Annotated in this window: 13 protein-coding genes and 3 pseudogenes; 9 read left to right on the top strand and 7 right to left on the bottom strand. The window is 63.4% G+C overall.

Features of this window, described 5'->3' with window-relative positions:
* The 4 genes and pseudogenes from F0Q45_RS04595 to F0Q45_RS04610 all read right to left on the bottom strand — a co-directional run.
* Positions 1 to 222: pseudogene (locus F0Q45_RS04595) on the bottom strand (hypothetical protein); the annotation flags it as partial.
* Between the two features lie 65 nt (positions 223 to 287).
* Complete coding sequence (locus tag F0Q45_RS04600) at positions 288 to 590, bottom strand: type II toxin-antitoxin system PemK/MazF family toxin (protein WP_149652810.1); 303 nt, start codon at positions 588 to 590, stop codon at positions 288 to 290.
* Complete coding sequence (locus F0Q45_RS04605) at positions 587 to 838, bottom strand: hypothetical protein (RefSeq protein WP_262490868.1); 252 nt, start codon at positions 836 to 838, stop codon at positions 587 to 589. The genes F0Q45_RS04600 and F0Q45_RS04605 overlap by 4 nt, the downstream gene beginning before the upstream one ends.
* Positions 804 to 3047, bottom strand: a complete 2244-nt coding sequence (locus F0Q45_RS04610) for an AAA family ATPase (RefSeq protein ID WP_306439422.1) — start codon at positions 3045 to 3047, stop codon at positions 804 to 806. Before F0Q45_RS04610 ends, F0Q45_RS04605 begins: the two co-directional genes overlap by 35 nt.
* Before the next feature lie 70 nt (positions 3048 to 3117).
* On the opposite strand from F0Q45_RS04610, the pseudogene F0Q45_RS29020 reads away from it, so the two are divergent.
* The 5 genes and pseudogenes from F0Q45_RS29020 to F0Q45_RS04630 all read left to right on the top strand — a co-directional run.
* Positions 3118 to 3407: pseudogene (locus F0Q45_RS29020) on the top strand (hypothetical protein); the annotation flags it as partial.
* Between the two features lie 263 nt (positions 3408 to 3670).
* Positions 3671 to 4018 (top strand): antitoxin Xre/MbcA/ParS toxin-binding domain-containing protein, encoded by a 348-nt coding sequence (locus tag F0Q45_RS04615; protein WP_149652812.1) that lies wholly within the window; start codon positions 3671 to 3673, stop codon positions 4016 to 4018.
* On the top strand, positions 4015 to 4644 hold the full coding sequence (locus F0Q45_RS04620; RefSeq protein WP_149652813.1) for an RES family NAD+ phosphorylase: 630 nt from the start codon (positions 4015 to 4017) through the stop codon (positions 4642 to 4644). Before F0Q45_RS04615 ends, F0Q45_RS04620 begins: the two co-directional genes overlap by 4 nt.
* A gap of 319 nt (positions 4645 to 4963) precedes the next feature.
* Entirely contained in the window at positions 4964 to 6955 is a 1992-nt protein-coding gene (locus F0Q45_RS04625; RefSeq protein WP_149652814.1) for a hypothetical protein, read from the top strand.
* Entirely contained in the window at positions 6874 to 7884 is a 1011-nt protein-coding gene (locus F0Q45_RS04630) for a hypothetical protein (RefSeq protein ID WP_149652815.1), read from the top strand. Before F0Q45_RS04625 ends, F0Q45_RS04630 begins: the two co-directional genes overlap by 82 nt.
* A gap of 285 nt (positions 7885 to 8169) precedes the next feature.
* Here the strand turns inward: F0Q45_RS04630 and F0Q45_RS04640 are convergent, their stop codons facing one another.
* Positions 8170 to 12240, bottom strand: a complete 4071-nt coding sequence (locus F0Q45_RS04640; protein WP_149652817.1) for a DNA methyltransferase — start codon at positions 12238 to 12240, stop codon at positions 8170 to 8172.
* Complete coding sequence (drmD, locus tag F0Q45_RS04645; protein WP_149652818.1) at positions 12240 to 15374, bottom strand: DISARM system SNF2-like helicase DrmD; 3135 nt, start codon at positions 15372 to 15374, stop codon at positions 12240 to 12242. The genes F0Q45_RS04640 and drmD overlap by 1 nt, the downstream gene beginning before the upstream one ends.
* Positions 15375 to 15491: 117 nt before the next feature.
* Here drmD and F0Q45_RS04650 point away from each other — a divergent pair, with 117 nt between their 5' ends.
* From F0Q45_RS04650 to F0Q45_RS04660, 4 genes and pseudogenes are all read left to right on the top strand, one after another.
* A complete protein-coding gene (locus F0Q45_RS04650) occupies positions 15492 to 16004 on the top strand; it encodes a hypothetical protein (RefSeq protein WP_149652819.1) in 513 nt (170 codons plus the stop codon).
* Positions 16005 to 16006: 2 nt separating this feature from the next.
* A complete protein-coding gene (locus F0Q45_RS04655; RefSeq protein ID WP_149652820.1) occupies positions 16007 to 16939 on the top strand; it encodes a hypothetical protein in 933 nt (310 codons plus the stop codon).
* Between the two features lie 57 nt (positions 16940 to 16996).
* Positions 16997 to 17167 (top strand): annotated as a pseudogene (locus F0Q45_RS27515) (hypothetical protein); the annotation flags it as partial.
* Positions 17168 to 17557: 390 nt separating this feature from the next.
* Positions 17558 to 19933, top strand: a complete 2376-nt coding sequence (locus tag F0Q45_RS04660; RefSeq protein ID WP_149652821.1) for a lysylphosphatidylglycerol synthase transmembrane domain-containing protein — start codon at positions 17558 to 17560, stop codon at positions 19931 to 19933.
* A 13-nt stretch (positions 19934 to 19946) separates the two neighbouring features.
* On the opposite strand, the gene F0Q45_RS04665 is transcribed toward F0Q45_RS04660, so the two are convergent.
* Positions 19947 to 22583 (bottom strand): GH92 family glycosyl hydrolase, encoded by a 2637-nt coding sequence (locus F0Q45_RS04665; protein WP_149652822.1) that lies wholly within the window; start codon positions 22581 to 22583, stop codon positions 19947 to 19949.
* Positions 22584 to 22735 lie beyond the last annotated feature (152 nt).

A 22735-nucleotide genomic window follows, 5' to 3' on the forward strand; every position in this document is an offset into this window, starting at 1 on the left:
TTCACCGGGGCGATATGCCCGACCAGGTATTGCGAGCGCGGGCTGAACGGCAGCACCTCCTGCGGGCCGTGGATCGGGCCGAGCAGCTCACGCTCCAGGATGTCGCCCAGGTTCTCCCGGACGGTGATCGACGTGCCGTCCGGCTGATACGTCAACTCGTAGGTCGCATCGGTGGTGTCGGTCATCCCAACAGTGTCGCCTCACCCTCTGACATGTCTGGGCGACCGTTGAGGCCGTTGTGCATACCGTTGAGATTCTGCCCCCCTCAGGCTCGGTGGGCCTTGTCGCTATCTGTCCGGCGTGGCGAGGATCTTGACCAGCATGTTGTTGACGTCGGTGAGGGCCTGGACGTCTAGTTGAAGGCGGTACTCGCTCAGGGCGGACTTGCGCAGGCTGGTAACCAAACCGGGGGCGGCCCACTTGGTTTCGCCCAGCTCCACGCCGAAGCCCGTGTCAGTGTCGTGGTCAAAGATCGGCACGACGATAACGGTCGGTTCGCTAGGGATCTCGTTGTACATCGTCGAGGAGATGACCAACACCTCGACACCTGCGCCCGTCGTCCAGATGCCGCCCCGGCGTGGTGGTTTCAACGCTGCGGCTTTGTCAGCTCGTCAAGGTTCCCGTCTGCCCAGGTCTCGCTGAATTCCGCGGCCTCGGGGTGCTCCTGCATCCACTGGTCGTGCGCTTGGCAACGCCGCCGCATGTCCTTGATGTCGAGCAAGCCCTCAATCCAGGAGTTCATCGACTTGCGGTCGGCCTCTGCGTAGCGCCTGACTTCGCTATCAGCTGTGCACCGCGGCAGGTCAGGACGGCGCATCTTGGTAGGCCCGTCTCGCATCCTGCAATTCCTGCCAGTGTTGCTCAAGACCACTCAGCGTCGGGCTGACGTACTGGGCAGCGAGAGGCTGGGAATGGCCGTCGATGAACCGGCAGGCATCATCAAAAATTCGCGTTACAGTCGCGATCGCGGCCGGCAGCGCGTGGGCTTTGATCTGTGGCAGCGTTGTCATGCGCACGTTGGGCTGGTAGCGCTGGGTGACACCCTGCAGTAACTCCTGTTCAGTAAACACCTCGCACCAAGAGCGGATCCAGTCGTAGCCGGTCCAAACCAGCGCGGCACGCGTCTCGCCGGACTCTTTCTGAGCAGCCGCAATCGTCTCGTTGATTCGCTTGGCCAGGCTCTTCACGGTATCCCAGCGCGGCCCGGAGGCATGGGCGACCTCGCCCTTGCCGGCTTCGTCGGTGACTTGGAAGTAGGCGCATCGCTTCGACTTCTCGAACAGCGCGAGCAGGTTGGTGGCCAGCAAGATGTCGTGGGTGAACACGATGACCTGATGGTCTTCGGCTAGGCTCGCGATGCGCTGAGCGACCTCGCGTATCCGCCGGTGGTCCAGGCTGGAGACGGGGTCGTCGAAGATGATTGGAGCGGTGATACCCGCCAGCCTGGCCTCCGCGAGGAAATCGGCCATCGCCAAGACCTTCTGCTCGCCCTCAGAGAGCACCCTAGAAGGCTTGACCTTGCCGCCGATCATCTTGCGGCGCTGAGCTTTACCCTGACGACCAATAAAATCTAACTTCAGTCGGGGGGCACGAAGCGCCTCGCATTCCTCTTGGAAGAGTGTCCCGAAGTTCTGGTTGATCAACTGGTCGCTGGCCGTCTTGGCGAGTGAGGTCACACCGCGACTCAATGTGGGTATTGCCTTGGCGAGGATCGCGAGCCGCTCGGCTTCCTTGGCATCGTTGACTTGTTGCTCGATGATCGGCCACGACTGCGTAAGTTCCGCTGCAGCAATGAGCTCGTCGCGTTCCTTCTTCTTCTGCGCTAAGGCCGTCACACGGTCCTCGGCTTGCGCCTTGAGCGCGGCGAGCCGGCGCTGGGCGTCGTTGTCGGCTTCGTGGATAGTGGTGGCGAGACCGGCGAGACTCTCTGCGTCAGTCACAGCCGGCTCGGCCGCGTTTATGGACTGCTGAAGCCCCGTGAGGAGGGCATGTGTCTCGGCGACCGCGTCGTGGAAGGACGGTCTGCTGGCTTCGCTGTCGGCGTGTTCGGCAAGGAATGACCCGACATCCGATGTCGCTGCTTCCCGCAGACCCAGGGTCGCGACGGCGATCGCTTGATCGGTTACGTTGATGTCGGCACTGATCTTGTCTGCGAGGTAGTCGCCGTACTTGGTGATAAGGCTGCGTGCTGCGTCGGTGAGCGACTGGCGACAGTACAAGCAATGGTCGCCGTCGTGGGCGCCGACCTCGATGAGGTGCGCGCGGTAGGTTTCGCCAGCAGCGATGAAACCCTGCCATGTTTCCTCTGGAGGCGCGGGCAGGCCTGCGGCGCTGAAGAGTTCGTCCCGGAACTGTTGGTAGTCACTGCGCAGTTCGGTGCGTTGCCGCAATAGCTCGTTGTAGTTGGCGACGTCGAAGGCGGTGAGCGTGGTGGCCTCGCTTTTGGCTTCGGCGAGGACGCGTACCAGGTGCGCGGTCGCAGTTATCTGGGCACCTATGGTGTTGGCCTCGAGTGCGGCGACCCCTTGGCGAAGCAAGTCGATTCGCTGCGCAACGTCGGGCTCAGAATTGGCTATGTCCCGGAGTGCATTGAGATCGGTTGCCGCGCCCAAGGTTTCGATGAGAGGGTAGATGCTGGACTCTCTAGGGAAGCGGTCAAGCAGTGACTGCGCACCCGACCTGAGCTGTGTGGTCGCCTCGTCAATCCGCGCTTGGACATCTTTCAGGCCCGCGATCACGTGGTTGAACAGTGCCAGCGCTGCAGGGACATAGGTGTATTCGAGATCATCGTCGACGTGGAAGTTCACACATGGGCTGTCGAAGATCGACATACGGGTGAACGGGGCGACGCCTCGTTCACCAGCCCAAGTCAAGGTGTTGGCGTGATCGCCGAGGCGGTAGTTCACGGTCGCTGATTGCGATTGAGCCGATGGGGCGTCGATGTTTCCAAGTATCACCTCGTCGGCTGTGCGGCTCGCGGCGAGGGCCTTGAAGATTCGTGAGTAGCCAGTCTTGCCGGTACCGTTCTCGCCGAACAGGATGGTCATGGCTTCATGCGGTTCAATGACCGCCCCTGTAACGAGCGCGTTGACGCCGGTCACATCACACAGTTTGTCGATGATCAGGGGTTCGGCCGTTTCCAGGTTGCTGACGCCGAGTGTCAACGGCGGTACGGCCGGCTCGGTTCGTGTGTCCAGTGCCTTTTCCTGCCGAAAGTGGCGGTAGACCTCATCAATCTGTCCGGCATCCAATGCTTCGCCCGTATCGAGCACGTGGCGCACGATCAGGCGCACCCATTCGTCGTGCTCGTTGGCAAACCGGCCCAGCATGGTGCGCGGATCGGTGCCGTCGCTGGCGCCGTCCCGACCGGTGACGTCATCGTCAGCCACGATGTCGAACTCTACCGTTGACCCATGTCAGCATCTGCGGTTCGCTGGAATCGGCGCGGCAGGCGGGCACGTCTGGTGACCGAACCCCTGAGGTATGGCTTCCGCCGATAGAGTGGACGCAGTTTGCTTGCTGCCAGGGAGGCCTGCAGCGTCTGCTCGCAGTCGATGGGTGAGGGCATTCCGATCGCTGACAGATGGAATGGCCCGCCGACTCCTTGCCGCCATCATTAACAACCGGTAGCCTTTTAGGTAGTAAAACCGGAAGTACAAGAGGAACTGATATGACGCAGACGTTGCAACGGGCCGTCGAGGCCCGTGAAATTGTTGACGCCTTGAAATCCTTCGGCATCACTCAAGGCGACGTTGCGGCTGTAGCGCAAGTCACCGATCGCGCAGTGCGCCTGTGGCAGACCGGCAACATCCGCCCTGATCGGTACGACCGGCTCACGCAGCTTCGCGATCTCGTACTTCTGCTTTCAGACTCGCTCACCGAGCGAGGCGTCGGCCAGTGGCTGCACGCCAAGAACCGCCTCCTCGGTGGCCAGCGCCCAGTCGACCTGCTCGCCGAGAACCGCTACGAGGAGGTCCGCAGCGCGGCCGCAGCCTTTGTCGACGGCTCGTACGTGTGAATCCCAGCGCCGCGGTCGCCAGTGCGCCGCGACGAGGGCTGACCGGCAAATACTGGCACCAAGGCGGCACAACATACCAACTCGTGTCCTGTGCAGACCCTGCTAGAGGCCCGGGCCGCTACCACCGAACCGGGGAGCCGGGAGTGTGGTACGCGTCCAGCCAAGAGCAAGGCGCATGGGCGGAGCTGTTCCGCCACTTCCTTGACGAAGGCGTCGATCCCTTCGAGATCCGCCGCCGCGTAGGTCGGGTATCAGTCGACCTCGAGGTCCTCGACCTCACCGACGAAGCGACACGGTCGCATCTCGGCGTCAGCGAGGCAGACCTCGTGTCAGACGATTGCACCCTTACTCAAGACATCGCCACCGCCGCTCGCAATGCAGGTTTTGACGCAGTACTCTCTCCGGCCGCGGCAATGCCTGGGTGCAAAACGCTCGCCGTGTTCGCTCATGCGCTCTCAGACAAGGTCACAGCAGAGCGGTCAGAGGTTCGCCAGCCCCCACCACGACTGGCTGACCTGCTTCCGCTAATTCAGCCACGCGAAGACGTGCCAGACTCCGTGCGTCGGATGCTGAAAACTCTGGAACAGCTTGGGGCGCAGGTGATTCGACGCCGACGCCACCGGTGACCGCCGCCGCGAGACATCGAGGGAAGTGGAGGGTACGCGCCGGGCCCCGCTCCCATGCAATGCAAGGTATCGCGTGACTCGGGTCGTCAGCACCACAACCACCTCCCGCCCGCCCCCATCAGTACCACGTCTCCAAACCAACCCAGTCGCGCAATGAACATGACCGCGGGCCGCAACGCGGACATCCCTGCTTTGTTGGCCGGATCAGCGCGACCTGTCGCGAACTCTCAGCCGATTCCTAAGCGATCCTCGCCGCGCAGTCACAGCTCTGAGACAGAATGATCCACGTCCACATGTCCGCTCCTAATCCCGAATCGCCGTGCACGATTACCAGCTAGAAGAACTCAGTCCCCGTAGCTTCGAACAGCTCGCTGTTGCGCTAGCACGGAAAGTCACCGGCCCAGGGCTACAAGTGTATGGTTCGGGCCCGGATGGAGGCCGTGAAGCGACCTTCGACGGCAGGATCGACTGGGCGGCCAGCGGCGATGACGGCCCGGCATGGGGCGGCTACACCGTCGTGCAGGCCAAACACTGCGAACATCCCGATCCTATCGACCCGCAGCGTAACCTCGCCTGGCTCAAGTCGCAGCTGAAAGCCGAGATCGACGGTTGGATGACGGCCGAAAGCACCAGAAGCCGATTCCCAAACAACCTACTGATCGTCACCAATGCCCGTCTGTCCTCGGGCGATCCCTACGGCGGGATCGACCAGCTTGACCGCTTCCGCGGCGAGTGCCTCGACCGGAAGTACGGACCTCCGGACAAGCCGCAGACCCCACGCGGGCGCGGACTGCGCGACATCAAGGTCTGGCACCGCGACTACCTCAATGCCGCAATCACTCAAAGCGACAGCATCCGCCATGCTTTCCCCGCGCTGCTTACTGCAGGGGACATCCTGGCTCGTATCGAGCAATTGACCACGCAACAGCGGCTGCCTGGTGTCATCGACCCCGAACAGTTCGCCAAAGTTCTTGCCGACCACGCACAAACCACTCTGGGGCACCACCGGTGGGTCTACTTCAATGAAGCGGGCAATGACGACGATAAGCAATCCGTAGAACGGGTCATCGTCAATCTGCCCGCACGCGACCGACGCGGCGAACGCGTCAACGCACTGAAGCGGATCCTGGCTCGCGGTGACGAAGTCCTCAGACTATCGGTGTGGCTATCGGACGCCCCGAATAAAGCAGCCCTTCCACGTCACCTCGTCATCACCGGCGCACCCGGTAACGGCAAGAGCACCTTGGCCAAATACATCACCCAGGTCTACCGCGCCCGATTCGTCCAACAAGACATCAACGAGCCCACCATCGCCGACCTCATCCACACCACCGCCGCCTCTCTGCAACGGCTGAAGCTGCCGCCGCTCGCTACAACTCGCTGGCCCCTCCGAGTGGATCTTGCACCGATGGCAAAAGCGATGGGTGGCCGTGGCGACGACAGCGGCCCCACCCTGCGGCGCTGGTTGTGCCGCCTCATCAACAGGGCAGCCAAAGTCGATGTCAATGCGGCCACCCTCGATGACTGGCTCCGCGCCTGGCCCTGCCTGGTGATCTTCGACGGCCTGGACGAGGTCACTCACATCACGCAGCGCCAACGCGTCATCGACGAGATCACCGCCCTAGTCGAAAAAGCTGACGCCAGCGACGCAGACCTGTTGATCATCGTGACCACGCGTCCCACCGGCTACACCGAGCGGTTACTACCCCGACATTTCGAACAGATCGACCTTGACTACTTCACAGCCAAAGAAGCTGAAGCCTACGCGGATCATGTTACCCAACAGCGCTATCGCAGCGACCCGGAGCGCCAAGAGGTCGTCCTCCGGGCATTCAAAGCCGCGCTGACCAACCCGGGCGCTGAACGGCTCTTGAAAACGCCACTGCAGGTGCTGATCCTAACCGTGATCGTCGCCAGCTCAGGAACTCTCCCGACAAACCGCTACCTACTCTTTTGGACCTACTACGAGACCGTCCTTCGCCGCGAAGCGGCTAACCCACCACCCACCAACGCTTCTTCACCAACCACCGTCTCGACATCACCGAACTGCACCAAAAGGTCGGCTTACTTCTGCAGATCCAATGCGAGGGCACCTCCGAGATCCGCGGCCGGATGCCCCGCTCAAAACTGCGTGATCTCGCCAAAGAGCGTCTGCTCGCCGTCGGTCATCCCATCGAAATTGCCAATGAAAAAGCCAACGAACTCATCGAAGTCGCCACCAAACGACTCGTGTTACTGGCCCCTGACGAGGGCGACACCGTTTCCTTCGATGTGCGCAGCCTGCAAGAACTCATGGCGGGATGCGCACTGATTGACGGTGACGACGACCTCATCCGCCACAACTTGATTACCACCGCGGCCGGCCCGCACTGGCGCAACACATGGCTCTTTGCTGCAGGCAGGCTCTATACCGGCGGCGATCACCACCGCGGACTGGTGCTTGACATCATTGACCGGTGCGACGAGCTCGGACACTGGCCAGGCTGCCTGTATAAGACAGCCCCCGAACTAGCCGCCGACATGCTTGATGACGGTATGGCCGCCACCCGCCCTAACGATGAACGCCGGCTCATCGAGTTTGTGCTTCGTAGCGTCGATGGACCGGTACCCGAGGACGAAGGTTTAAAGGCGATCGTGCGCGGCTTGAGAGCGGCGGCGAACAATAACGCCGATCATCGGTTCATGATTCGCAACACTCTGCGAAACGCTGTCAACACAAGCGGTGTTGGCCAGTCCGTTGCAGCCAACCTGCTGACCTATGGACAATCGTTCGGCTCAACAATCCCAGGGCTGCCCGAAGACATGCACCGCTTCGTGGACATGTGGCGTTACCAACACCCCACCGGAACCAAAGTCCGAGTTGGTCAGCTGCTGCGCGAGGCGCTGTCTGAGGCTGGCGCCGGCGAAGACTATCCAGCACGTGCCCTCATCGAAAGGGCGCTGCTTGAGTGCGACCGGCTCATGCTGCGACGCACGGCTTCTGATGACCTGTGGTCGGTGTCCTCGGGGCAAGGGTTAGACTGCGCGGGACTGCATGAGGCATTGAATGATCGCGACGCCGCCGTCGTGCTCGAACTTGCCCTGGAAAAGTTGCGGCCCGGCGACTGGGCGGCACGCTCTATGCTCGCGCGAGCTTACTGGCCCGTGGTGGCGCGCTCCCCCGTCGGGCCACGACTGCACACAACCGGAGAGCAGGTGTGTGTCAGTGATACTGGCCAACCACGTCGTGGCCAGCCGTGAACAACTCGTGGCCAATCAGCCTCAGCTGGCTGCCAGCCTTGGCGGCGAGGCTGCCGCCGTCGTGACGCGAAACATGTACTCGACGAAACGCTCAACCAGCCGGATTCGTCCCACAATCGTGTCATGGCCCAGGTTGCGGCACATTTGCTGATTGCGCCTATTCGCCGAAGAACATTCGGTGGCATCCGGAGCAGGCAGCCGGTACGTAGACGCCCACATCCGGTGGGCGCGAAGGCGCCAGCGACTATGGTCGAGCACATCTTGGTTGATTTGTTTCACTCTTGGTTACGGAAACAGTGTTGTTTGCGCCTCTGACAATTTCCGGCCCCGGCGGCCCTTGCCTTTGGGTTTCGCCTTGGCCTCTTCGGCCGCACGTCTCTGGTTCTCCTCCAGCAACCGGTCCAGGATCTCGACCCGTGCCGCTGGGCTGACCGTCCAGCGCTGCATCTGGCGGTAGGTGTGGAAGCCGTGTACGAGGGGGACGTCGGTCCAGTCGTAGGCATCCATTACCGCTTCATCGAGTTCGACGTGGATGGCCCGCATCCGAGCGACGTCCGGATCGGAGGTGTCGGTGATCTGTGGGTCGTTGATCAGGTTGTACAGCTTGGTCAGGCCGAGGTCGCGGCGCAGCATGATCTCGCGGCGTTCGGTGTCGAGGGTGTGGCCGATTTGTGCCAGCTGGTCGGATTCTGTTGGGCGGGGGAAGGTCTCGAAGACATCGGATGGTGTGTAGCGAGAGTCCCCACGCATAGCCGATCCATAGGTCACGACCCAAATTGTATGAATCGATGAGGACAGGATTGCTTGGAACGCATGACTGTTCGTCGCGAATACGACAAGCATATGGCTGAATACCGAGTCATTCTCAACCCGTGCCAGCATTAAGGTCTTGCTTGTTATCGTAACAACCAAAACCTCATCGAGGTCAGCAATTGCCTTTCGCATCTCCGGCCGTGGTCGCGTGAACCGCCACCAATACTCGCGCGTGCCAGCATCCTTGCTTTTGTCCCGGTCGGGCTTTACCGCATGTCGCACCCGGGCGAACGGAAGCTGATACGACGCCGCGTCATCCCCGTTCCGGTTGTTGAAGTCGATGACCCAACGGGATCCCGAGCAATCAGATCGTGAGTTGAGATCATCGCCGTTGAGGTACGGAAAAAGCACCTCGGCATTGCGCGAATCCTCGGTGATCCAAACCTGCGCTTCGGCGGGTTCGAGGACAAACCCCATCCCGAGGATGTTGCACCCTTGAAAGGCGATACCCGCGTTCTGGTTGAGCCGCAAGGGGGTACTCCCAACCCGGCCGGCAGGTTCGAGCAGCGTCGAGATTCGATTGACCGGCGCGTCATCGCTGACACGCGGCACTGCGTCGGCCACCGATCCGACCGTGCCCCACACCGCGGAATATTCCAGGTTGGCACCGGTCGCGGGCCAGGATCGGCTCTGGATTGCCCGGGTGATGGTGAACCCCGAATCGACCATCCGGTCTAGCCCAACTTCGCGGGTGTCACCCTGTGCGATGGTGTTGGTGGCTATCAACCCCACGGTCCCCCGCGGGGCAAGCAATGACTGCGCCCGCAGGAAAAAGTACGCCACCTGATCGGCGCTTCCTTTGGTACCGCCTGCGAGCACGTTGACGAACCAGTCGCGAACACCGTTCCCCATGGCGCCGGTCAGCTTCTGACCACCAAGGAACGGTGGATTCCCGATAATCGCGTCGAAACCACCACGCTCCACGATCACATCGGGTGCTTCGATGACCCAATGGTTCGGCCGCCACCGCTGGTAGTCGGTCGGGACAGTCGGTTTGAGACCGGTGTTGATGATCGAATCGAGCATGCCCGAATCAGGCTCGCCAGACGCGGGGTGTGCGGATTTCACTGCGAGCCGCAGGTTCTCGTACGCCTCGTCAACAGCCTTACCGGGTTTGCCGCCGAGCGCTAGCCCCGCAGCGATCACCCCGTCGGCAATCTTGCGCAATTCAGCTGTCACATCATGTAATTGGGCAAGCTGGCGACGTTTGGCGGCGCTGTTGCGGACTGGGCTGCTTTCCTCGATCTCGGATGCAAGCGTGCGACGCAGCTCGACGGCCTTGCGAATGATCGCGTCGATGTCCACATCGAAGACGTCGAACATATCGCCGGAACCAACACGCGACGGGTCGATATGCAACTTCCGTAGTTGATCGAGGCTGGTAAGCCCGAGCAACGAGTTACCCAGAAAGATCTTGTCATCAACGAAAGAGAACGGCAGGTCGCGGTCCAGGGAGACCAGCCACAAAGAAAGCTTGCACATCTCGACAGCCATGTCGTTGATATCGGCCCCGTAGAGGCAATTGGCGACGACCTCACGGACGGCCCGCAGGTACAGGTCGTGGCGCTGGCGGTTGGACGCATCCTCGGCGGTCCACGCCTCAACTACGCGCTCAGCAAGGTAACGCGCCGCGGCGACCAGGAATGCTCCGGAGCCGCAAGCGATATCGGCGACCTTCAGGCTGAGGATGTCGAACGAAGACTTCAGCTTCCACTGGGCTTCGTCGGCGGTTTGGTGCGGGCCGGGCGAGTAGCACAGCGGTTGCAGCGCGTGCAGCACCACCTCTTCGGCCAGCGACCTCGGGGTGTAGTGGGCGCCGGCATTCTTACGGGACGGGGTCTCCTTGACCATCAAGCCGCCGGCGCGGACCACGAACGGCCGGCCGCGCAGGTCGAGGCGAACCAGACCCAGCCACCTCAGCACCCGCTCGCGTAAGTCGGTGTCGTCGCCGACGGCCTGGGTGAGGGCGCTGACGACATTCGGTTCCACCTTGGCGGCAATGGCTTTAGCGATCGCGGACGCCGACTGCGGCGTGGCGCCGGGCTGGTCGTCTACGATCCAGGCGCGGATCGCGGCGGCGAGCTTCGTCCGGTCACGGTTTGACGCACCCAGGTCTTCGAGCACCGCTAGCGGGATCTCGGGTTCTTCACCTTTCTTGCCCTGTAAGCCGAGGTGGATCTGGTCGACGGTGACGGCGGTGTAGCCGAGCAGACCCTCGTAGATATAGCCAATCTGTTCAACATCAATATCTCGGAACGAGATTCGGCGCGCTTCCCCGCCTTTGAGCACGGCCTGCTGCACCGAGCGCAGCACGTGCAGCATCACCCGGTCGGAGACCGTCAGCGCCAGGGTGCCCTGCTCGGTGGTGGCCGTCAGGAAGCCGAACCGCCCAGGGTCGAACAGCGAACCCCCGTAGGCGGGCATCCGCATGCTTTCGAACGACGCGCCGCGATACAGCGCCTGGCTGGTGGCCAGCAGCCGATGCCACGTCAGCGAGGTGGCATCGAGTGCTTCCTCACTCTCGGCGGTCTCGCGTGCCTGCAGGCGATCCAGAGATCCGGAGATGCCATAGCCCTGCTCGAACAGTTCCCCGGACGGCAGCAGCCCGCGCTCCTCGGCGAAGAGCAGGAACACGATCCGCATCATGATCGTGACTGCGGCCTCGTAGGTTTCGTGGGTGTCGTCCGGGAGCGGATCGGGCAGGCCGCGGCGTCGTGCGTCGGCGGCCGATTCGACGAAAGACTGGATGAGCAACTCGACCGCTCGGCGCACCTGGGCGCCCAGGGCTTCGGTGATTTCCTCTGCGGCGGCGACGGATTCGGCGAACAGCACCGGCAGGCGCTCACCCGCGTCGCCGCCGACGATGTATTGGCGGCCGATGACGGTCAGAAAGGCGTCTCGGGTGCGCGGCTCCTCGATCCAGGTCAGCGCGTCGACAATGCCCGAGGCGGCGGTGACGCCATCCCGAGCGCATACCAGCCCCCACCAGCGGCCGTCGGTGACAATGCCGATCTCAATTCCAGTCTCAATCCCGCCGCGCAGCAACGCTTCCATCCGGTCGACCGGGGTCGCTGCCCACAGATCGTTCGGGGTCTGACGCAACGAATCAACCGGGTCGACCACAGACACCAGCGCGCCGACGCCGTCCGGCCCGGTCAGTGCGGCCTGCGCGGTGACTGTCACCGCCCGGTTCGGGGACTGCGCACGCACCCCGGGAACCTCGCCCCACGACAGCGACTCGGACCAGCCGGCCACCTCCCGCAACACCGTCTCCACCCATTTGTCCCGGGCGATCCGGTAGCCATCCAGCGTTGCCTGATCGCCGGGTAAGCGGTCGACAGCTTCCCATGCGCTCTCAAAATCCTTGCGCGCATAGACCAATGACTCTTTGCGATCGTCGGGCAGGCTCGGCATGCCCTGCGGCCAAACCCGTTTGAGCGGCGGAATCGCCAGGAACGGTCCCTCGGTGTCGACTAGCTCCAGCCATTGTCGATGCAGCTCAGCGGAATTCGCGACAGGTGGGCGTCGTGGCGAGCGGACCATCAGCGCAACCCCGCTTCCGCGTCCGCCCGGGTCAGGGCGAAAACCACGGCCGCGGCGGTGGTATGCGGCTTCACGTCCGCGTAGCGATCGGTAATCGCCGCGATCTCGCGGGCCTCCTCGTCGTCGAGCTCGTCCAGCCGGCGCGCCATGGCCTCGATGTCGCGTCGCCACTGCTTCTGCTGCTCGTCGGCCCACAACATCGCCTCGGACTCGGCTTGCTTGGTGCGCAACTGAGCAAGAGAGTCAGTCAGATTCGCCCGAAACGCCGCGAAAATCTCATGGGCTCGCCGACTGTCGGACTCCTGGCGGGTGGTGAGCTGCTCCATCACTTGTGCGTGCCGCGCGTCGGCGCGTGCCTGCATTGACTGTTCCAGCCGGGTACGCAGCGGTGCGTCCGGCAGATTCCACATCTCGCACAGCTCGTCACGCAACGGCTTGCCGGCCAGCGTGAGCCGCTCGCCGTCGAGTGCCTGATCCAACGCGGATTCGGCCTTCTGCTCTGCCATCGCGCGGCGACCCTTCAACCGCACCCCCACCAGGAACACGTCTTCGTGCAGACGCAACCCGCCGCGCCCGACCAGCACCATGCGCGTCACCGCCGCGACGAACGACTCCGCCAGGCCGTCGACCACCACCGCCGTCACCCGGTTCAGCGGCGAGTCGACGCTCCACAATGACCGGCGCAGCAGCCGTTGCGCCTTCTGCACCATCGGGTGGCCCAGATGGACGTAGACCAGATCATTGCGGCCCTCGACCGCGGCGGGGTCAAACGTAATCGGGCGCAGCACACCGGGATTCAGACGAGTGTCCAGGCCCTTGAGCGTGTCGTGCCAACCGGACGTCAGTGTGGGCACCTCAAACACCTCCGCGTCGGTGTCCTCGTCGCCGACCGGGATCAACGGTGACTGGTGGTTGATCCGCAGCGCGGTGTCGACAACCCGCCGCAGGTTCCCCGGCTCCAGATGTAGCTCGGCGCGCGAGGCGTCGTAACCCTGCTCCAGCTGGGTAAGCCGAGCGTTGAGCTCCACGCCGCCGGCCAGCGCGGAGTTGATCACCTCGTTGGCGTCGACCCCTTTTGCCTTGCGCTTGGCCGGTTTACGGCGAGCGAAGTGCTGCTGGATCTCGTCGCCGACCACCTGGTTCACCGAGCCCAGATCATGCTCGACCTGCGCCACCTTCTTAGCGATCCGGGCCATGAAATCGGCATCGGCCCCGTAGATCGACGCTTTCTCGTCGGGCACGAAGTGGAACACCTCTGGCGCCTCGGTTTGCCCGTAGCGATCGATGCGGCCGATCCGCTGTTCCAGCCGCGACGGGTTGAACGGGATGTCGAAGTTCACCAGCCGGTGGCAGTGGGTCTGCAGGTCGATGCCTTCGCCGGCGGCATCGGTGGCCAGCAGCACCCGCACCTGCTCCTTGCTCGGGTCTTCGGTGAACTGCGAGCGGATGTACTCCCGCTCCTCGGTCGGCGTCGAGCCCTGGATGACCGCCAGCCGGTCGGCGTAACCACGTTGCGCCAGCACGCGTTGCAACCAGTCGACGGTGTGCGCGTACTCGGTGAACACCACCACTCGCTCGTTGGTCCAGTGCTTGCCGTCGGGACGGCACACCGCGTCAAGAAACCCGATCAGCGTCTCCAGCCGGGAGTCCGGGCGACTCTCATAGCCCAGTCCCCACTCGGCGAGCTTGGTCAACTGACCGGGTTCGGCGGCGCTGAGCGGGTCGGAGCCTTTGGACTCGCGCAGCCGCTGCGCCTCGTCCTGCTCCCACAGGCCCTCTTCCTCGTCGGCCTGGCCCTCGCCGAAGATGTCGTCATAGTCGTCGTCGAACAGGCCGCGTCCCGCCTTGGCCGTCAGGTAGTGGCTCAGCGTCATCCCGAACGCGAACGGGCCAGACAGAAACCGCTTCTTGAGCAGCATCGTCACGATGTCACCGCCGGGCTTGGTGCCGTTGCGTTTGGCGCTTTTCGTGACGATCTCGTCGAGCAGGGAGAACATCTCCTGCTCGCTGTCGTTCGGCGTGAACGGCAGGATCTTGACTTGGCGGTCCTTGAATCCCTTGCCCGTCAGGTTCTTTTTGAGCCGGCGGACCGTGATGTCCTTGAGCGCGGCGGAATCCAGGATCGCGCCGCGGGAGAACCGGCGCGGGTCGATCATCTCCATCAGCGCGGTGAACGATTCCGGATGCCCGTTGTGTGGGGTTGCGCTCAGGAACAACCGGTGCTCACACTTGTCGGCGAGCTGGCGCACCGCGACCGTGCGTTGGGTGTCCACCGCGTAGCCGCGGCCACTGGCCACCGCCGACGGGCTGGATGGCGCCACGTGATGAGCCTCATCGACGATCAGCGCGTCGAACGCAAACCGATTGCCGGACTTAGGGTTCGATGCCTGTGCGTAGACATCGCGCAGCAGCCGCTGTGCCCGCACCTGCGGCAGCCACGCCATGCTGACGATCACCCGTGGGTACAGCTGGAATGGGTTGGCGTGCAGGCCGTGGCTGCGGCGCACCTGGGCCATCAGCTCGCTGTTGACGATGGTGAATGCCAGCCCGAACTTGTCACGCATCTCGTCTTGCCACTTCAGCGCCAGGCTGGGCGGGCACACGATGATCGCGGTGCGGGCCCGGTGCCGTAGGAGTAGCTCTTGTAGGACCAGTCCCGCCTCGATGGTCTTGCCCAAGCCGACGTCGTCGGCCAGCAGCAGGTTCGCGCGGGGGCCGGCAAGGGCCCGGCGCAGCGGTTCCAGCTGATAGGCCTCGACCACGACGCCGGACCAAAACGGCGCCTGGTAGCGATTCGGGTCCGCCGAAGTGACCGCGCCCCAGCGCATGGCGTCGATGAATCCCGCCAAAGTGACCGGGTCGTCGAAGGCCTCCGGGTTGATCTGCTCGGGCAGTCCCTGTGGCGGGGTGACCGTATGGCCGACTTCGAGTTCCCAGATCACCGACAGCTGTTCGCCAAGCCGATCCTCATCAAGGGACTGCAAGTCGACCACGTGATTGCGCTCCGCGGTGGCTTCGTCGGCCGGACTGCGCGGCAGGCCCTGCGCGTGCACATTCGCCACCGCCCACGTGGACCCGCGAACCTCGACGACCTGGCCCGGGTCGGGCAGAGAACTCAGCACGGACACAGCCATCCCACCTTGCGCTTTGGTCTCTGCGGACACTATCGCACCAGCTACCGGCGCGTCTGGAGCCTCGGCATCACTTCCTGGTGCCCGATCGGTGTCGCCGTCGTTGCTGGCGGTTAGCAAGTGGCGATACCCAAACCGAATGACGACGGTTGGCTCGACTTCAGCTCCACGCCGTACACGGCTTCCCTGGACGAGGTTCACGATTGCTTTGTGGTTCGCGCGCCGAACCAAGAATCCCGGATTAGGCGATTCGACGCGCTCTCCCTTCATCTGAGCCTGCTTTACGAGATGGGCGGGCCATCCCCCGTGTGGCTGGGCGGCGGCTTCGTCTCGCACAACGCAGAGACGGTCCCCGGAATTCAGCTCGTCTATCTCTGCGAAGACCGCGAGCATCTGCGGCGTCTGCTTAGCACCGATGGCGTCTACCAGCTGCTTACTCTGCAGACCGTCTTCGCGGAGAAGCCAATGATGGTGAGCATCGCCGGGCTACGGCCTGTCGGTGGGCTGGTAGATGCTTATCTGGCGTCCCCCGCTCGACAGGTGTTTTGGGCGACCCGACTGTCGATGATCACCCGGCCGGACGGAAGCACAATCCCGGGTACTCGGAAGGGCTTCGTGGAGGTAACACTGTGAGTGTGAACCCAGTAGACGAGTTCGACCCGTTGCGTCGTGCACGCGACGCCGCATTAGCGGCCGAGACAGGCGACGAACTCGTCGACGCCTACGAGCAGGGCGCGATCATGATGGCTTGGACACAGGTGGTCGGGCAGGGGCCAACCCTCACCGACACATTGCGGGTGACGTTACTCGGCGTCGACAACATCGACTCCTACACCGTCGGTACCTTATCCCGGGCTTTCCAGAACGCTGTCGCGCGAGTCGACAAAGCAACACGGCGGCCCACTTCCACAGCCCTCTCGCTGAGCCGTCGCGACCGCGAACGCGCCGAACTCGTCCAACAGGCCCAAGTCGGCAATACCGTGTACTTCCGCGTGCCAGCGGTGCCGCTCTCCTCCGGCGGCTACGACATTGGTACCCAGTCGGGACGGGCGGGTGTAGCGATTCGTGAGTTGGTCGAGACCTTGCCGGCTAGCGCCGACGACGAGGAGTCAGCGAAGGGAATCCTGGGTGCACCAAGGCTATTGAGGTTGGCGGTGCAAGATATCAGTAGCGCTGCGACCTTGGTGCCAGAAGGCCTTGAACTCGACTTGACGATCAGCACCGAAGAAATCAAGTCAGTGCTCACCCGCGAGCGTGCCAGGGAACTCCTGACATTCCTGGGTAACCGGGACACCGTCGAAGACACCGAAACTGTGGTCGGCAAACTTGATGGGTTTCGCGGTACTCGCCGCGTTTTCTACCTGATCAAGAACGACGATTCCGAGATCGCCGGGTCAATCGAAGGCGATCTTCTTTCCACCGTGCGCAACTTGGTCGGAAAGAGAGTGCGCGCGCGTGTATCCACAACTCGGTGGCGAGCGCAGAGCGGCCGCCTCGGCCCAAAACACTACGGCTTGCTCGACCTCGAACCTGCCGGTGAACAGGAAGCCATGTTCGGCGATGGATAGGCCGCCTCGGGTCAGCCGGCGCGGTCCACAGCGATCACGAGGTCTCCGCAGATCTACACCCCACGAGCGGAGGATCTTCGCGGTTTGCGCTACCTGGCCGACAGGCTCGGCGATCGTTTTCAGTTCGGCGTCCTGCTCACCGCCGCACCGGAAGCCACGCCGTTCGGCCCAAAACTTGCGGCGCTACCGGTCAGCACGCTCTGGACCCACGCGGTCCGCTCGCAATAATGCGGGCAGTTGTTTTGCGCGGCAACATCGGAAAACTCACCATGATACGCAACCATTGCCCGGATGAAATCGAGTAACGCGTGCACAGATGCTAAGACGAGGGCGGCGTGGGATATAAGGGACCAAAGGCGACCAATAGCGCGCCGCCGCCACCATGCTCTTGAACGCAGCCATGGCGCGATCAGGAGGGTCGAAAGCAGCATCGTGCGAGTTAACGGCTGTTCGCCATTAGCAAACGCCATCGCTTCGTCTCGGCCTTGCCGCGCCCGTTGCTCAGCGACGTCGGCCACAGGCCGCCCATTGCTACCCCCGATATACGGCCAATCACCCCGGTAACGGTTAAGTTGGCGGCGACACGGCACACACGGCGCGGCAGAGAGCCCTTACATTATGCGAGTTGACGGGCGCGACATCACCGTTTCCGGCAGCTTGCTGCCGGCGGTAATCCGGCGCACCAACGACATCATCCGGCTCACCCTGGCGGCGATCTTCCTGCCCTCGGTGATCGCGAGCTCACTATTCACCCGCCCCCAGTGGATCGCGCTGGAGAAATCCATTTCCGAGATCGTCGGCGTCCTGACCCCCGCCCAGTCCGATCTGGTGTACCTGGCCTACGGCGTCGCGATTCTGGCGTTGCCGTTCATGATCCTGATCGGCCTGATCGTGTCCCGCCAATGGAAGCTGCTCGGTGCTTATGCGGCCGCCGCGTTCATGGCGTTTCTGCCGTTGTCGATCAGCAGCAACCGCATCGCGGCACCACGTTGGCATTTCGACTTGTCCGACAAGCTCACCACCCTGCCAGCCCAGTTTCTCGACGACCCGCGGTGGATCGCCATGCTCGCGGCGGTGCTCACCGTCTCGGGCCCGTGGCTGCCGGCCCGTTGGCGACATTGGTGGTGGGCATTGCTCTTGGCCTTCGTGCCGATCCACCTTGTCATCAGCGCCATCGTGCCGGCCCGGTCGTTGCTGGGATTGGCGGTGGGATGGTTCGTCGGCGCGTTGGTGGTCCTGATCGTCGGCACTCCGGCTCTCGAGGTGCCACTAGACGGTGCGGTTCGCGCGCTGGCCAAACGCGGATTCGTAGTATCCATGCTCACGGTCGTGCGGCCTGGCGGGCCGGGGCCACTGATGCTGTCGGCCACCGCAACGGATCCCGAGTCCAGGGCCGCCGTGGAGCTGTACGGCCCGCATCAACGCAGCGGCGGCGCGCTGCGCCAACTGTGGTGGAAGCTGCGGCTGCGCAGATCTGAGACCGCACCGTTGCAGCCTTCGATGCGCCGCGCCGTCGAACATCGCGCGCTGATGGCCATCGCCATCGGGCAAGCGGGCGTCGCCAATACGTCGACAATCGCTGTGGCTGCACTCGAGCGTGGGTGGACGTTGTACGCGCACCGGCCTGTTCGCGGGATTCCGCTCGACGAATGCGCGAGCCAAACGCCGGTTGCCCAGGTGTGGAAATCGCTGCGCATCCTGCACGACCACCAGATCTCCCACGGCGACCTGCGCTGCAACGCGCTAACGGTCGACGACGGCACCGTGCTCTTCGGCCGCTTCGGGGCCGCCGAATACGGGGCCACCGACGCCCAACTCCAATCCGACATCGCCCAGCTCCTGGTGACGACGGCAGCGCTGTATGACGCGGAGTCAACGGTGACGGCAGCGATCCACGCATTCGGCGCGGACACCATCCTGACCGCCTCCCGCCGGCTCACTAAATCCGCAGTGCCCAAACGGATTCAGGACTCAGTAGCCAATGCGAAGACCGTCATCTCCCGTGCCCGCTCGGAGGTGATGGGCCAAACCGGCGCCGATCAGATCCAAACCCAGACGATTACCCGGTTCAGCCGCAGCCAATTCATCCAACTGGTGCTGATCGGCGCATTGGTCTATGTCGCGTACCCGTTCATCAGCACCGTCCCGACATTCTTCTCTCAGCTCAAACACGCCAACTGGTCATGGGCGCTGCTGGGCCTGGCCGTGTCGGCGCTGACCTACCTGGGTGCCGCGGCGGCATTGTGGACCTGCGCCGACGGGCAGGTGAGCTTTCTGAAGCTATCAATTGTCCAGGTTGCCAACACCTTTGCGGCAACCACTACCCCAGCCGGTGTCGGCGGACTTGCGCTCAGCACTCGCTTCCTGCAGAAGAGCGGCCTGACCGCATTGCGCGCCACCGCGGCGGTGGCGCTGCAGCAATCGGTCCAGGTGATCGTTCACCTGGCGTTGCTAATCCTGTTCAGTACTGTCGCGGGCACCTCGACCGACCTGTCACATTTCGTCCCGACCGCTACCGTGCTGTACCTGATCGCGGGTGTGGCATTGGGCATTATCGGCACCTTTGTGTTCGTGCCCAACCTGCGGCGGTGGCTTTCGACGGAACTGCGCCCCAAGCTTAACGAGGTATCGGGCGACCTGGTAGCTCTCGCCCGCGAACCGAAGCGATTGTCAGTGATCCTACTCGGATGCGCCGGAACAACTCTCGGCGCGGCATTGGCGCTGTGGGCCAGCGTGGAAGCCTTCGGCGGCGGTACCACGTTCATCACCGTCACCGTGGTGACGATGGTCGGCGGGACGCTCGCCTCGGCCGCCCCCACCCCCGGCGGCGTCGGCGCCGTGGAGGCGGCGCTCATCGGTGGACTTGCCGCTTTCGGCGTGCCGGCGGCGATCGGGGTTCCTTCGGTGCTGCTGTATCGAGTGCTCACCTGTTGGCTACCAGTGTTTCTCGGCTGGCCGATCATGCGCTGGCTCACCAACAACGACATGATCTAAGCGAGCCGGTGGACTATTCAGCCAGCTCCTCCATGACGACGACCAGCACCATCGAATTCCTGCTAGTGTCACCGACCGTGGTGGTGAGGGAGACCAAGTAATACTCCTCGGGCACTGACTGCGACACCGTGATCGCCACGCCCACGCTGGCCGATCCGTCGTCGGCGAATCGTCCAGACGTAGGCCTCACAGTGATCCCGCCCACCGAAGACGCACCGGTGATGGTGTAGTCGCCGGCGCTGTCGATCATCCGTTGCACGTCGACTGTGACCGTTCCGGTGGTCCCGGGCGCAATGGTGACGATGGGGCGCGAGACGTTGACGGTCACCGCCGAACTTCCCGCGCTGAAGGATGGTGGCGCAGCGGACGGGGCGGTGCCCCAGCCCTTGTTGGGTTTGGCCGCAAGCGAAAACGCAACGTCACCGCCGGTACGGATGATCGACTCCGGCAGATACGTTTGGTCGCTTGGCCGACCATCAATGCTGAGGCCGTTGAGGTATTTCAGCCGGCCGGGCGCAGACGCGCCTGGCGCGGATATTCGGATGGATTTTGCTGCGGGAAGCGCGATTACCGCGCGATCGAACAATGGTGTGTTGACGGTGAGGATCGGGGTACCGGGAGTTGCCGGATACATGCCAAGGGCGGCCCAGACGTACCAGCTTGACATCGCACCGAGGTCGTCGTTGCCCGGCGCGCCGTCGGGCGTGGGAGCGAACAGCCCGCGCACCCGATCCACGGTAAGTTGGGTCTTCCACGGTTGTCCGATGTAGTTGTACAGCCATGGCACCCCGAAGCCGGGCTCGTTGCCAGCCCAGAGATAGGGCTCGTTGGGCCCGACGTTGAGCTGCTTGGTAAAGCGGTCGAGCCGGTCAGCGACGGCCTTGCGGCCGCCGAGCGCCGTCACCAAACCGGCGACGTTGTGCGGCACCCACCAGACATATTGCTCGGCGTTGCCCTCGTCAAATCCGTCCTGCCCGAACCCATCCCGGGTCCCCACGAACCCGGGGCCGTATCGGAAGAATCCGGTCGGGCTGCGCGGCGAAACATAGCCAGTCGTGGGGTTGAACAAGTTCTGCCAATACTGGGCCCGGTTCTGGAACTCCGCAGCGATGTTGCTATCGCCGAGCGAGTCGGCGAATCTGGCGATGGTGAAATCGTCGACGGACCACTCCAACGTGATCGAGGCGCCGGCGATCCGGCCGTCGGCGCGGAACTCCGACGTCTGCGGCCCGTAGCCCAGCTGCAGGTAGGTGAAGATGCCCGGCCGCTCCACGTATCCGTTGCGCCCGACACCGCCCTGAGTCGCCGCATTCACCATGTAGCGCAGCGCCGAATTGACGTCGAAGTTCTTGCCTCCGAACATATATAGGTTCACGATGAGGGGCACCACGTTGTCCCCGGTCATCATGCCGGTGGCGGAATTGGCGAGGGCCCAACGTGGCAGTGATCCGCTCTGCTCGGCATCGTTGACCAGCGATTGGGCCATGTCGCTGGCCCGGTCCGGGAAGAGCAGGCCCTGCAGGGCCGCCAAACTTCGGTAGGTGTCCCAGTCCGAGAAGTTGGCGTACTGGGTCCGTCCATCGGCCACCCGCTGAATGGCGCCATCGAACCCGAGGTAGCGGCCGTCCGCGTCGTTGAAGGTGTTGGGGTGCAGCAGCGACCGGTACAGGCAGGTGTAGAACGTCTTCACGTCGCCGGGATCCCGGCCAGCCACCGCTATCCGCGCCAACGCGGTGTTCCACTCCTTCGACGCGGCGACCCGCACGTCGTCGAAGCGCGCGCCACCCTCGGCGGCCAGATTGGCTCGTGCTCCGTCGACGCTCACATAGGAGATCGCGGTTCGCACTTCGAGCACCGAGCCGGCCGCGAACTCCGCGTAGCCGCCGCTGTAGCGGGAATTGGCGCTGCGCCCACCGGCATACACGGTGTAGCCGTCCCAGGTGCCGAAGGAGGTGAATGGCTGGCTGAATGTCATCGCGAAGTACACCGTGTAGATGTTGTTCTTGCCGCAGAATCGGCCGCTGGTCGCCGATCCCGTGATGGTGGTGTTGTTGTCTTCGATCTGGATGGTCGCGGCCGAGTTTCCCGCCAGCGACCCGCCGGAATGCACCAGGAATCGAGCTGGCCGATTGTCGTGCGGGTAGCTGAACCGGCCGAAGCCGGTGCGGGTGGTAGCGGTGAGTTCCGCTTTCACCCCGGTGCGCGGAAACCGCACCGCGTAGTACCCGGGCACGCCCAGCTCGGTGTTGTCGTGGGCGATCAATTCCGACGCGCTCCAGGGCCAGGACGCGGTGGACGTGGTAGGCAGCATCGAGATGTCGCCGAAGGCGGCGCAACCCACCGAGGCGTGGGTCATGCTGAAACCGGTGGCATGCGGGTTGTAGTGGTCGTAGCCGGCGTAGTTGTGGGTGGTGTCCGGCGAATACTGCACCATGCCGAAGGGCACGGTAGCGCCGGGAAAGGCGTTGATCTCCCCGACAATGTCGCCGCCCGACCCGGTGCCAATAAGGGTGTCAACGTGTTCAACCGGATTGGCGACGAGCTGGGGTGGTCCGTCATAGGCCGTGGGCGTGGCCGCGATCAACGGGATAAAGAGGGCCAGCACCGCTACGAGGGCGGCAATCCCGCTGAGCAACCTCCGTGATCGCATAGCTGTCTCTTACTGCATGCGGTGAGCATCCGTGGCTATTTCGGGGCGAGTCGGCAGGGATAGCCGGCAAATCAAAGTACCGCGCTGATACCGGCTACGTGTCGCCTGCGTTCGGCTAATCTCAGTGCCGACGTCGCCGGTGCTGGTGCCGG

It is taken from the genome of Mycobacterium simiae, assembly GCF_008370645.1.
Classification (GTDB): domain Bacteria; phylum Actinomycetota; class Actinomycetes; order Mycobacteriales; family Mycobacteriaceae; genus Mycobacterium; species Mycobacterium simiae_A.